Source organism: Kribbella sp. NPDC004536, assembly GCF_042873835.1.
Classification (GTDB): domain Bacteria; phylum Actinomycetota; class Actinomycetes; order Propionibacteriales; family Kribbellaceae; genus Kribbella.
On the sequence record NZ_JBIALY010000002.1, the window covers coordinates 611,088 to 622,478 of the forward strand.

Here is an 11,391-nt window from a genome sequence, read left to right on the forward strand (position 1 = left end):
GCCTCGATCGCCCGGGGAGCATCGAAAAGTTTTCGATAATTGCTCACCGAAACGAAAGTTCAGTAAGGGAGATTTTCTTGTCCATCTCGACCGACCGCCCCTGGAGCGACCCCGCCCTGCCCGCTGCCGAGCGTGCCGGTCTGCTGCTGGCGGCGATGACGCTGGACGAGAAGATCGCCCAGCTCGGCAGCCGCTGGGCCGGCAACGACATGGCCGACCACGACCTGCCCGCGGACGAGACGATGAACGTCGCGCCGATGGAGGACGTGTTCTCGACCGGCGGGTCGGTGTCGCTGGAGGACGCGAGCCGGGACGGTCTCGGGCACCTCACCCGGGTCTGGGGCAGCTACCCGCAGACGGTCGGGCAGGGCGTCGCCGAGGTCATCCGCCAGCACGAGGTGGTGCTGAAGGGATCGCGGCTCGGCGTACCGGCGATCGTGCACGAGGAGTGCCTGACCGGGTTCACGACGTACGGCGCGACCGTGTATCCGGCGTCGATCGCGTGGGGCGCGACGTTCGACCCCGGGCTGGTCGAGCGGATGGCGGCCGCGATCGGGCGCGACATGGCCGCGGTCGGCGTGCACCAGGGGCTCTCGCCGGTGCTGGACGTGGTCCGCGACTACCGGTGGGGCCGGGTCGAGGAGACGATGGGCGAAGACCCTTATCTGGTAGCGATTCTGGGCTCGGCGTACGTCCGCGGTCTGCAGAGCGCGGGCGTGATCGCGACCCTGAAGCACTTCGCCGGGTACTCCGCCTCTCGGGCCGGCCGCAACCACGGGCCGGTGTCGATGGGACGTCGCGAACTGCTCGACATCATCCTGCCGACGTTCGAGACGGCGATCGCGACGGCCGCCGCCGGTTCGGTGATGAGCTCGTACGCCGACCTCGACGGACTGCCCGCGAGCGCCGACCCGTGGCTGTTCACCGACGTACTTCGTGACGACTGGGGCTTCGAGGGTACGGTCGTCTCCGACTACTGGGCGGTGCCGTTCCTCTCCTCGATGCACCGCGTCGCGGCCGACGACGCCGACGCCGGAGCGCTCGCACTGACCGCCGGCACCGACGTCGAACTGCCGGACACGATCGGCTTCGCCGGGCTGGCGGACAAGGTCCGAGCCGGCGAGATCTCCGAAGACCTGATCGACCGAGCAGCCCGAAGAGTCCTGCAACAAAAGGCCGAACTGGGCCTCCTGGACGCCGACTGGACCCCCCAAACCTCGGTCAGCACCGAGACCATCGACCTGAACTCGGAACAGAACAGGGCCATCGGAGCCGAGCTGGCCGAGAAGTCGATCGTCCTCCTCGACGCGGGCACAGCCCTCCCACTCACCGACCTGACGAAGATCGCGATCGTAGGACCGTGCGCCGACGACCCGCGGACGTTGATGGGCTGCTACGCGTTCCCGAACCACGTCCTCCCGCGCTACCCCGAGCGTGGGCTGGGCATCACGATCAACTCCCCGTTGGATGCCTTGCGCAACGAGTTTTCCGCGGCGGAGTTGTCGTACGCCAAGGGCTGTGAGGTGATGGGTGACGATCGCTCCGGGTTCGAGCAAGCTGTTGCGCTGGCCCAGGACTGTGAGCTGACGGTGGCGTTCGTTGGTGATCTGTCGGGGTTGTTCGGGCATGGGACGTCTGGCGAGGGGTGCGACGCGGAGGACCTGCGGTTGCCGGGTGTGCAGGGGGAGCTTGTCGACGCGTTGCTTGCTACTGGGAAGCCTGTCGTACTTGTTGTGGTGTCGGGGCGGCCGTACGCGTTGGGTGAGTTCGACGGGCGGCTGGCCGGGTTGGTGCAGGCGTTCCTGCCCGGCCAGGAGGGCGCCGCGGCGATCGCCGGTGTGTTGAGCGGACGGATCGTGCCGAGCGGGAAGTTGCCGGTGCAGATCCCGCGGCACGTGGGTGGACAGCCCGGTACGTACCTGCAGCCGGCGCTCGGGAGTGTCGAGAGTGCGGGGATCAGCGGGCTGGAGACGCGCCCGTTGTACCCGTTCGGCTACGGGGCGTCGTACACGAGCTTCTCGGTCGGCGAGCTGCGGCTGAGTGCGGACGAGATCGCCAGTGACGGCGAGTTCACCGCGACGGTGCGGGTGACGAACACCGGCAGCCGGGCCGGCGACGAGGTCGCGCAGTTGTACCTGCGGGACGTGGTGGCGCAGGTCGCGCGTCCGTTGAAGCTGCTGACCGGGTTCGCGCGGGTGTCGCTCGAGCCGGGACAGGCCGCCGAGGTCACGTTCCGCGTGCATGCCGATCGCACCGCGTACACAGGCCCTGACCTGCGCCGGATCGTCGAGCCGGGCGAGTTCGAAGTGATGGTCGGCACGTCTGCGCTGGACCTGCCGTGTCGTGCGATGCTGCGGATGACGGGGGATGTGAGGGTGGTGGGGCACGACCGGGTCCTGACGACGCCGGTCTCGATCAGCGCGGACCCAGGAGGAGGGTGATGAGGTGTCGCGGTTGAAGGGTCGCGTCACCCTGGCGACGGTCGCCGGTTCGGCCGGCGTCTCGGTCGCCACGGTCTCCAAGGTGCTGAACGGGCGCAGCGACGTCTCGCCGGGCACCCGCGCGCGGGTGCAGGAGATCCTGGAGCGGCACGGGTACGTCGGACGCCGGCCCGAGCCAGCGCAGCGGGAAACGGTCGAGCTGTTCTACCAGGGCGTCGTCAATGCGTACTCGGTCGAGGTGATCCAGGGCGTGGTCGAGGCCGGTCAGGCGGCCGGCGTCGACGTCGTCCTGACGTCCCATCCGAAGCATCCACCGGGCACCGCCACCGCGGCGCCGGGCCGGACGGCGAGCTGGATCCGGCAGCTGATCGCGAACGGCCGGCGGGCCGCGATCGGTATCACCAGCGAGCTGTCCGCCGCCGACCTGGCCGCGCTGGCGCGGGCGCGGCTGTCGCTGGTCGTCATCGATCCGGGCAACGTCCCCGAGCCCGATGTGACCAGCGTCGGCTCGACGAACTTCGCCGGCGGCATGGCGGCGACCCAGCACCTGCTGTCGCTCGGTCATCGCCGGATCGCTTACGTCGGCGGACCGCCGACGTCGACGTGCAACCAGGCGCGGATGAGCGGCTACCGCAGTGCGATGGAGTCGGTCGGCGCCAGCGTGCCTGCGGAGTACGTCTGGCTCAGCGACTTCCTGTACGACGACGGGGTGGTCGGTGGCACCAAGCTGCTCGACCTGCCGGAGCGGCCGACAGCGATCTTCGCCGGCAGCGACGAGGTCGCACTCGGCATTCTGGAGGCGGCCCGGGCACGCGGCCTGCGGGTGCCGGAGGACCTCAGCCTGGTCGGCTTCGACGACACCGAGGTCGCCCGGCTCGCGTCACCGCCGCTCACGACGGTCCGCCAGCCGCTCCGCGAGATGGGCGCGGTCGCCCTGCGGACAGCGCTGCAGCTCGCGGCGGGCGAGCCGGTCGCATCGCACCACGTCGAGCTGGCGACCACCCTGATCGTCCGCGGCTCGGCCGCCCACCACGGCCTGTCGGTCGCCGCCTCCTGACTAGGCCCTACTCCCTCCGGTCGGAGATCGTCCGCGCGACGAGGACGGCGGCGACCAGTACCGCGAGGCAGACGGCCGCGAGGAGGGTGGCCGGTACCGCGTTGGTCGCGGCGGACTTCTCGTCCGACAGCACCTTCATCAGCGCACTGACCGGCGAGATCCGGCGCACCATCATCAGCAGGATCAGCGTCGCCGCGGTCAGCATCGCGATCCCGATCCGGCGGATCAGCAGCCGTGAGCACAGCACCCCGATCGCGATCCCGACCATCGCCGAGGCCAGCTGCGCGACGGTCCCGATCAGCAGGTCGCCGATCGTCACCTTGTGGTCGCCGGTGACGAGCGGGCAGATCAGCCCGAACAGCAGCAGCGGAACGCACCACGTGACGACGACGGCGATCGTGACCGCCAGCACCCGGAGCGAGTCGCCGACGGTGACCAGCGTGATCTGCCGCTGCCGCGGGTCTTCGTGGTTGACGATCGCGACCGTCAGCCAGGTCGAGCAGACGAGCATCACCAGTACGCCGAACGCGTACGACGACTGCAGCGGCCCGTTGTCGGACGCCGTACCGACGGCCAGCGCACCGAAGAAGATCAGCATCGGCGGGAGGTAGCGCTGGGAGAGCAGCACGCTGTTCATCAGGTACCGGTACAGGGAGGTCATGGCACCCGCCGTACGGTCGTGACCGACCAGCCGTGGTTCAACGCAGTCAGCAATGCGGCGTCGTGCCGTCCCGTCGGCAGGGTCAGCGTGACGTGGCCGTTCTGGCGGCGTACGTCGATGATGTCGGGGTGCTCGGACCAGTCGATGTCTGCGCCTGGGATCAGCGAAACCTCGGTGATGCTCAGCTGCTCGGACGTGGTCGTGAGCCGGCCGTGGTCGAGCTCGCAGACGCGGGTCGCGGTCGTACGGACGGTCTCGGCGGAGTGCTCGGTGAACGCGACGGCGGCACCTTGCGCGGCGGTCTCGGTGAGGAGCTCGCGCAAGGTGCTGTGAGCGTTGACGTCGAGGCCCGACCACGGTTCGTCGAGGACGAGCAGTTGTGGTGGTGCGAGCAGGGCCTGCGCCAGCGCTACCTTCTGCGCGTTGCCCTTCGACAGCTTGCGCATCGGCGTACCGGCACCGCCCGACAGCGCGAGCCGTTCGAGCAGCTCGTGCGCGCGGTCGTGCGCGGTCCGGGTGCCGAGGCCGCGGATCCGTCCCAGGTGCGTGAGGTACGCCGAGGCGGACAGCCGATCGTGCGACGCGAAGACGTCCGGCACGTAGCCGACGATGCGGGCCGCGCGCTCCACCGAACCCGCGGACGGCTGCGACAGTCCGACCAGCAGCCGCAGTACGGTCGACTTCCCGGAACCGTTGGCGCCGATCAGCGCGACCAGTTCACCCGCGTTCAGGTGCAGGTCGACGTCGGTCAGGATCTCCCGCCGTCCGTACCGTTTGGAGACCTTCCGCAGCCGCGCCACTTCCATGCAACGAGCTTAGAGGGCGGGTCAGGGCAACCGAGACCAGCAGCGAGGCCGCGGCGCAGGCCGTCATCGTCGGCGCGGGTGCCGTCAGGTCGGCGAACGTGCCGGCGAGGATCGCGACCACGCCGAACGTCGTCATCCGCAGCGCGGACTCCAGTCCGAGCACCTGGCCGCGAAGGTCGGCCGGCGTGACGTCGACGAGCAACTCCTGCTGCGCAAGCGAAGCGGCGTACCCGCTGCTGCCGATCCCGACGAGTACGCACAGCACCGGGATCGGCAGGCCGAACGCGAACCCGAGGAACGGTACGGCGAGTACGAACCGCAGGAACCGCGCCGCGATCCGCCGGCCGTTCCGGGTCAGGAACCGGCCGACCACGAGGTCGCCCGTCATCATCCCGGCGGCGCCTGCCGCGAGCAGCCAGCCCGCGCGCGAACCGGCGTACGGGACGAACAGCGCCTCGCAGCCGACGATCAGACCGTTCGGCAGCGCGAGCGCGAGCAGCAACGGCCGGGTACGGCGCTGGGCGAGCAGTGTGCGGTTCCCGCGCCAGGTCTCGGCGAGCCCGGTCCGCGCGGTCCGGCGCGGCGGGCGGTCCCGCAGGCCGAAACGGTTGACCAGTACGGAGACCGCCGAGCATCCGGTGGCGAGCCACAGGACGGTCGACGGGCTGAGGGTCTGCAGCAGGATGCCGGCGATGCCGAAACCGGCGATCTGCATCGCGCCGACCGACAGGTTGATCGCGGACCGGGCGAGGACGAACTGGCGCTCGTCGACCACCTCGCTCAGCAGGCCCCAGCGCGCACCGGACCCGATCGACAGGCCGTACGCCAATGCGAGCGCCAGCACGAGCCGCGCGGCCGGCGGGAGGTCGAAGGCGGCCTGGGCCGAGACCTCGACAGTCGCCAGCACGCTCAGCATCGTGAGAACCTGCCGCGGGCGGGCGGTGTCGGCGGCCGACATCAGGGTCGAGATACCGAGCACCTGCGCGAGCGACGGGCCGAACATGATCATCGCGGTGAGCAGAGCGGAACCGGTCGTGGTGTCGACCAGCAGCGCAAGCGTCAGGCTCGTCATCGTTGCCGACGCGTTGCTCAGCGCGCTGCCGATCCACAGGTTCCGGAACTCGGAGTTGGCGAAGATCGCCCGGTAGGTGCTCATGGTGTGCAGGATCGACGGCACGCCGGATGCGGCCTAGAGTTTCGGGTGGAGGCGAAACGTGTCCGAATTCCTGGTCGATGCCGACACCCTGGCGAACGCCAGGTTCGGTACGTCGCAGCTCACCGAGACGGTGTCTGCGCTGAAGCTGCTGCGGATGCCCGTAGAGCCGTGGTACCGGCCGTGGAAGGACGCGCACGTGGCTGCGTACGAGGCCGTGCTGGAGGCGAACCCGTTGTGGGCGACGCTGATCGACTGCTCGTTCGGAGTGAGCTGGGCCGCGGACTTCCTGACCTTCCCACCTCTCGAGCCCGACCTCACGTTGGAGGAGGAGCTCGAGTACCTGACCTCGCTGGACGACGACCACATCCGCGCCGATCTCAGCGTCGTACGTACGCCGCTGCCGGCGACGATCCTTTCGGCTTCAGGGCTCGCCGCGGAGGCGGCGGAGTTGCTGCGGTGGGTGTGGAAGGAGACGGTAGAGCCGGACTGGCCGCGGCGGTTGCGGGTACTGCAGGCCGACGTGGTGTCCCGGACGTCGCGGCTCAGTGAGCAGGGCTGGTCCGGCGTACTGCGTGGGCTCGGGCCGGACGTGCAGTGGCTCGGCGACGGGCGAATCCAGGTGAACCGCTGGGACTACCCGGTGACCGATGTCCGCGGGCGCGATCTGATGTTCATCGCCGCGCACACGCAGCGGGTGAACGTGAGCTGGCGGTTGCCGGACCGGTTCGCGCTGACCTATCCGGTGACGGGGATCTTCGCTGCTCCTTCGCAGGAACCGGCCGAGCCGTTGGTGCAGCTGCTCGGGCGGAACCGGGCGCGCATCCTGGTCGAGGCGGCGTCGCCGGTGAGTACGACGTTGCTGGTGGCAACTACTGGGTTGTCGCTGGCAACGATCTCGGATCACCTACGGGTGTTGACCGATGCCGGCCTGCTGGAGCGGCGGCGGTCCGGTCGGTCGGTGCTGTACTGGCAGTCCGATACCGGCCGCCGCGTCGTACGACGGCCGGCATCGAACCCTTCCGAGCCCGGTTAGAGCTCGTTCAGCCGGGCAGCTAACGAACCTGCAGCTCCGTGGAGAGCGGCAGGTCCGAAACCGACGAGCCGGCTCGGATCGTGAAAGCACCAGGCTCTGTGGTCCAGCCGTTCGTCCAGTGCTCAAAGGTGTGCTGGTGCAGGTTGACGGTGATCTCGCGGGCCTGCCCGGCGTCGAGCCGTACGACGGCGAACCCGGCGAGCCAGCGCACCGGACGGTCCACCGCGCTGTCCGGGCGTTCGACGTACACCTGGACGACGTGCTTGCCGGCCCGGTCGCCCGTGTTGCGAACGGTCAGCGCGACCGACGACGGGTCGTTCGCTCGCAGGTCCGACAGCTCCCACGTGGTGTAGCCGAGACCGTGGCCGAACTCGTACGCCGGTTCGGTCCCAGCCTTCAGCCAGGCGCGGTACCCGATGTGGATGCCTTCGTCGTACCGGACGACGCCGTTGTCCGGCGTGACGTTGATGACCGGTACGTCGGCCTGCTCCCGCGGCCACGTGGTGGGAAGACGGCCGCCCGGCTCGGTCCGGCCGAGCAGTACGTCGGCGAGCGCGTCGCCGTACTCCTGACCACCGAAGTACGTCACCAGCACCGCGGCGACGTCGTCGCGCCAGGGGAGGAGGACGGGGGAGCCGGCGTTGACCACGACGACTGTACGGGGGTTCGCAGCCGCGACAGCGCGGACCAGATCGTCCTGGCGGCCGGGGAGGTCGAGCGTGGTGCGGTCGTAGCCCTCGGACTCGACCTTCGAGTTGGTGCCGACGACAACGAGTGCGACGTCCGCGTCGCGAGCCGCCGCGACCGCCTCGTCGATCAGCGCCTGCGGGTCGTCGTTGGCCGGCTCGACGCCGACTGTGATGCTGAGCGCGTTGCTCAGACCGCCGTCGCGCTCGGGCAGATCGAGTTCGATCCGTACGTCGACCGGCTGACCGGCGGTCACCTCCAGGGGCGCCGAGATCGACGGCGGGGAGAGCAGCGCGGCACCGAGGTCGTTGCCGACCGGTACGGCGGTGTCCTCGCGGAGGAGGTTGCCGTCGGCAAAGATCCGGCCGTGGCCGACCGACGCGAACCCGAGGTTGACCGTACCGGACTCGGCCGGGGTCCAGGTGGTACGGAACTCGAACGTCGCGGACTCGCCGATCGGGGCGTTGCCGCCGAGGTACACCAGCGCGCTGGAGAACCGGTCCTCGGCGAACAGCTCCGCGCCGTCGGCCGCCAGGAACCGGACGCGGGCGCCGTTCGCACCGGACTGCGGGTTGGTGATCGTACCGAGCGGGAACTCCGCGACACCCTCCTGAACAACCGCACCGATCGAGTAGGTGATCTCCGCATCCGGAAGCGCCGCCCGCAAACCGTCCAGCGGCGACACCACCTTCTTCGGGATGACGGTCGCGCTACCACCACCTTGCGTACGAGCATCCCGCGCGTTGTGCCCGATAACAGCAACCTTTTGTACGTTCTTCCAGGGGAGGGCGCCTTCGTTGCGGAGCAGAACGGTGCCTTCGGCCGCTGCCGTTCGTGCGAAGGCTTGTCCGTCTTCCTGCGGTAGATCGGCCGGCTTCGCAGTGCCTTCGAGCGCGCCGACCCGAGCCGCGAGTGCCAGGATGCGTAGTACCTTCCGGTCGATCGCGTCCTCCTTCACCTCGCCGGACTGAACCGCCTCGACCAGCGCATCACCCCACGCGCCGATCGGCCCCGGCATCGCCAGGTCCTGCGAGTGCTTCGCGCTCTCGATGCTGCGAACCGCGGTCCAGTCGCTGACCACCACACCGTCGAACCCCCAGTCGGTGTTGAGCGGCGTCTCGAGCAGCTCGTTCTCCGAGGCGGTGGCGCCGTTGATCGAGTTGTACGCGCTCATCACCAGCCACGCCTTCGACTCGGTGACGGCCTTCTCGAACGCGAGCAGGTACACCTCGCGGAGTGTGCGCTCGTCCACCTCGACGTTCGCGGTGAAGCGGTCGGTCTCGAAGTCGTTCGCCACGTAGTGCTTCGGGGTGGCGCCGACGCCGAGCTCCTGGACGCCCGCGACGTACGCGGCGGCGAGATCCGCGGTCAGTACCGGGTCCTCGCTGAACGCCTCGAAGTGCCGGCCGCCCAGGGGCGATCGATGGAGGTTGATGGTCGGGCCGAGTACGACGTCGACGTTCTTGCGGCGCGCCTCGAGCGCGGACACCACGCCGTACCGATGCGCGATGCCGACGTCCCAGGACGACGACAGCGCGGTCGCGGACGGGAGGTTGAGCGACGGGTCGCGCTCGTCCCAGACCGCACCGCGGACACCGCTCGGGCCGTCGGACAGCACCATCGAGCGGAGGCCGATCGACGGCAGGGCGTGGGTGGACCAGAAGTCCTGGCCGGTGAGGATCCGGACCTTCTCCTCCAGGGAGAGCCGGCCGAGCAGCTCGTCGAAGTTCATGGCGACGATGCTACGACTGAAAACCGAGTGATGCTAGGTTTTGGATATGGCTACTTCCCGGGGTCCGTACGCGAAAGGGGTCGCGAAGCGCGCCGAGATTCTGCGCGCCGCGCTGGAGGTGATCGCGCGGCACGGCTACCGGAAGACGTCGACGCGCGAGCTCGCGGCAGCCGCCGGGTTGAGCGAGGCGGGGATGCTGCACTACTTCGGCTCCAAGGAGAAGCTGTTCGAGGAGGTGCTGCGCGCCCGCGACGAGGCGGACATGGAACGGATCGACGCCACCGACTCGATCGACGGCCTGCGGGCGGTCATCCGGCACAACGGGACCGTTCCGGGGCTGGTCCAGCTCTACTCCACGTTCTCCGCCGAGGCCGGCGACCCCGAGCACACCTCCCACGACTTCTTCGTCGACCGCTACGCCACCCTCCGCAGCCGCCTCGCCGAAACCGTCCGCACCCGCCAGTCCGAAGGCACCCTCACCGCCGACGCCGACCCGGACACTATCGCCACCCTCCTGATCGCCCTCTCCGACGGCCTCCAGGTCCAATCCCAGTACGAACTGACCACCGACCCCGCGGACGCCTTCCACCACCTCCTCGACCTACTGTCCGCCCCACCGCGCAATAGTTGACCCATGACGAAGTCTGCTGACCCGCCTGAAGCTCCGGTGGGTGTCGAGCGGCGCCTACTGACCAAAGAGGTTTGGTTGGTGTTGGCGCTGTCGTTGGGGGCGTCGGGGGTGGCGGCTGTTATTTCGTTTGCGGGGGTGTTGACCTCGGGGAAGCCGCTGGGTGGGCAGACGGCGGTGATTGTGGGGTCTCGGGCGCCGGGGCGGCCGTGGCTGGATCTGGCGTGGCAGGTGTTCGCGGTGGCGACCGCTCTCGTACCGGTCGCGCTGGTGGGGCATCTGCTGGTTCGTACGAAGGAGTCGTTCCGGACCATCGGCTTCGACCTGCGGGAACGCGGCCGCGATCTCGGGCGCGGTACGGCGATCGCCGCGATCATCGGCGGTGCGGGTCTGCTGTTCTACATCGGTGCACACGCGACCGGCGCGAACCTGACCGTCGACCCGTCGCAACTACCGGACTACTGGTGGCGGATCCCGATCCTGATCGCCGTCTCCGCGCAGAACGCCGTACTCGAGGAAGTCGTCGTACTCGGCTACCTCAACCACCGGCTCGACCAGCTCGGCTGGTCCGTCCGCCGCGCGACCGCGACCAGCGCCCTGCTCCGCGGTTCGTACCACCTCTACCAAGGCCTGGGCGGCTTCGCGGGCAACGTGATCATGGGCGTGATCTTCACGTACCTGTACCGCCGCTGGGGCCGCGTCATGCCGCTCGTCGTCGCCCACACCTTGATCGATACAACAGCTCTGATCGGCGCGACGTACCTGCTGGGCAAGGTCTCCTGGCTCCCCAGCTGACCCCTGTTGAGCGTTAGTCAACTGTCAAGAGTCACACGTAACCGATCCGCCCCCCGGCGGGTTGTTGGTGTCGTGACAGTCAACGGGGAAATCACGAATCCGCCTGAAATCGATGCCGGACTGGCCGCCGCCGCGCTGGCCGTGTTCGCGCACCGGCACGAGGTCGTCCATCTGCTGTACGCCGCCACCGACGAGCCGGACGCGCTCGCCCGGATCGGCGGCCTGCTGAAGGTCGACCAGGCGACCATCGCACGCGTACTGGACCAGCCGTTGCGCTGGATGCTTCCGCAGTTCCGTTCCGAACTGGAGACGATCGCGGCGACGCCCGACGCGATTCCGGTTCCACCGCCGGCTCCGGCGGACCTGGAAGAGGCGGCCGCGGCCCAGTAGACGCG

The 11,391-nt window shown here is 69.2% G+C and carries 10 protein-coding genes; 6 read left to right on the plus strand and 4 right to left on the minus strand.

The window, feature by feature from the left end; translation table 11 throughout:
* Positions 1-77: 77 nt before the first annotated feature.
* Together ACFYRU_RS17750 and ACFYRU_RS17755 are read left to right on the plus strand one after the other, a co-directional pair.
* The gene (locus tag ACFYRU_RS17750; protein ID WP_387659651.1) at positions 78-2,441 is read left to right on the plus strand and encodes a glycoside hydrolase family 3 N-terminal domain-containing protein; all 2,364 of its coding nucleotides are present in this window, start codon (positions 78-80) and stop codon (positions 2,439-2,441) included.
* Between the two features lie 4 nt (positions 2,442-2,445).
* Entirely contained in the window at positions 2,446-3,498 is a 1,053-nt protein-coding gene (locus ACFYRU_RS17755) for a LacI family DNA-binding transcriptional regulator (RefSeq protein WP_387659654.1), read from the plus strand.
* A 7-nt stretch (positions 3,499-3,505) separates the two neighbouring features.
* Here the strand turns inward: ACFYRU_RS17755 and ACFYRU_RS17760 are convergent, their stop codons facing one another.
* The 3 genes from ACFYRU_RS17760 to ACFYRU_RS17770 are packed head-to-tail and all read right to left on the minus strand — an operon-like array spanning position 3,506 to position 6,121.
* Entirely contained in the window at positions 3,506-4,159 is a 654-nt protein-coding gene (locus tag ACFYRU_RS17760) for a hypothetical protein (RefSeq protein WP_387659657.1), read from the minus strand.
* Complete coding sequence (locus ACFYRU_RS17765) at positions 4,156-4,965, minus strand: ATP-binding cassette domain-containing protein (RefSeq protein WP_387659660.1); 810 nt, start codon at positions 4,963-4,965, stop codon at positions 4,156-4,158. Before ACFYRU_RS17765 ends, ACFYRU_RS17760 begins: the two co-directional genes overlap by 4 nt.
* Positions 4,877-6,121, minus strand: coding sequence for an MFS transporter (locus tag ACFYRU_RS17770; RefSeq protein WP_387659663.1), 1,245 nt, complete (start codon positions 6,119-6,121; stop codon positions 4,877-4,879). The genes ACFYRU_RS17765 and ACFYRU_RS17770 overlap by 89 nt, the downstream gene beginning before the upstream one ends.
* 58 nt (positions 6,122-6,179) lie before the next feature.
* Here ACFYRU_RS17770 and ACFYRU_RS17775 point away from each other — a divergent pair, with 58 nt between their 5' ends.
* Complete coding sequence (locus tag ACFYRU_RS17775) at positions 6,180-7,154, plus strand: ArsR/SmtB family transcription factor (RefSeq protein WP_387659666.1); 975 nt, start codon at positions 6,180-6,182, stop codon at positions 7,152-7,154.
* Between the two features lie 19 nt (positions 7,155-7,173).
* On the opposite strand, the gene ACFYRU_RS17780 is transcribed toward ACFYRU_RS17775, so the two are convergent.
* Positions 7,174-9,573, minus strand: a complete 2,400-nt coding sequence (locus ACFYRU_RS17780) for a glycoside hydrolase family 3 C-terminal domain-containing protein (protein ID WP_387659669.1) — start codon at positions 9,571-9,573, stop codon at positions 7,174-7,176.
* A 46-nt stretch (positions 9,574-9,619) separates the two neighbouring features.
* On the opposite strand from ACFYRU_RS17780, the gene ACFYRU_RS17785 reads away from it, so the two are divergent.
* The 3 genes from ACFYRU_RS17785 to ACFYRU_RS17795 all read left to right on the plus strand — a co-directional run bounded on the left by ACFYRU_RS17785 (position 9,620) and on the right by ACFYRU_RS17795 (position 11,386).
* Positions 9,620-10,204, plus strand: coding sequence for a TetR/AcrR family transcriptional regulator (locus tag ACFYRU_RS17785; protein ID WP_387659672.1), 585 nt, complete (start codon positions 9,620-9,622; stop codon positions 10,202-10,204).
* A 3-nt stretch (positions 10,205-10,207) separates the two neighbouring features.
* Positions 10,208-10,996: a CPBP family intramembrane glutamic endopeptidase gene (locus ACFYRU_RS17790; protein WP_387659675.1), complete on the plus strand. Its 789-nt coding sequence runs from the start codon at positions 10,208-10,210 to the stop codon at positions 10,994-10,996.
* A gap of 72 nt (positions 10,997-11,068) precedes the next feature.
* On the plus strand, positions 11,069-11,386 hold the full coding sequence (locus ACFYRU_RS17795; protein WP_387659678.1) for a hypothetical protein: 318 nt from the start codon (positions 11,069-11,071) through the stop codon (positions 11,384-11,386).
* The last annotated feature ends 5 nt before the right edge of the window (positions 11,387-11,391 follow it).

Excerpts from the sequence above, each read along its gene's own strand:
- ACFYRU_RS17760 (WP_387659657.1), bottom strand. The coding sequence starts at position 4,159 with ATGACCTCCCTGTACCGGTACCTGATGAACAGCGTGCTGCTCTCCCAG.
- ACFYRU_RS17765 (WP_387659660.1), bottom strand. The coding sequence starts at position 4,965 with ATGGAAGTGGCGCGGCTGCGGAAGGTCTCCAAACGGTACGGACGGCGG.
- ACFYRU_RS17770 (WP_387659663.1), bottom strand. The coding sequence starts at position 6,121 with ATGAGCACCTACCGGGCGATCTTCGCCAACTCCGAGTTCCGGAACCTG.
- ACFYRU_RS17780 (WP_387659669.1), bottom strand. The coding sequence starts at position 9,573 with ATGAACTTCGACGAGCTGCTCGGCCGGCTCTCCCTGGAGGAGAAGGTC.
- ACFYRU_RS17785 (WP_387659672.1), top strand. The coding sequence starts at position 9,620 with ATGGCTACTTCCCGGGGTCCGTACGCGAAAGGGGTCGCGAAGCGCGCC.
- ACFYRU_RS17790 (WP_387659675.1), top strand. The coding sequence starts at position 10,208 with ATGACGAAGTCTGCTGACCCGCCTGAAGCTCCGGTGGGTGTCGAGCGG.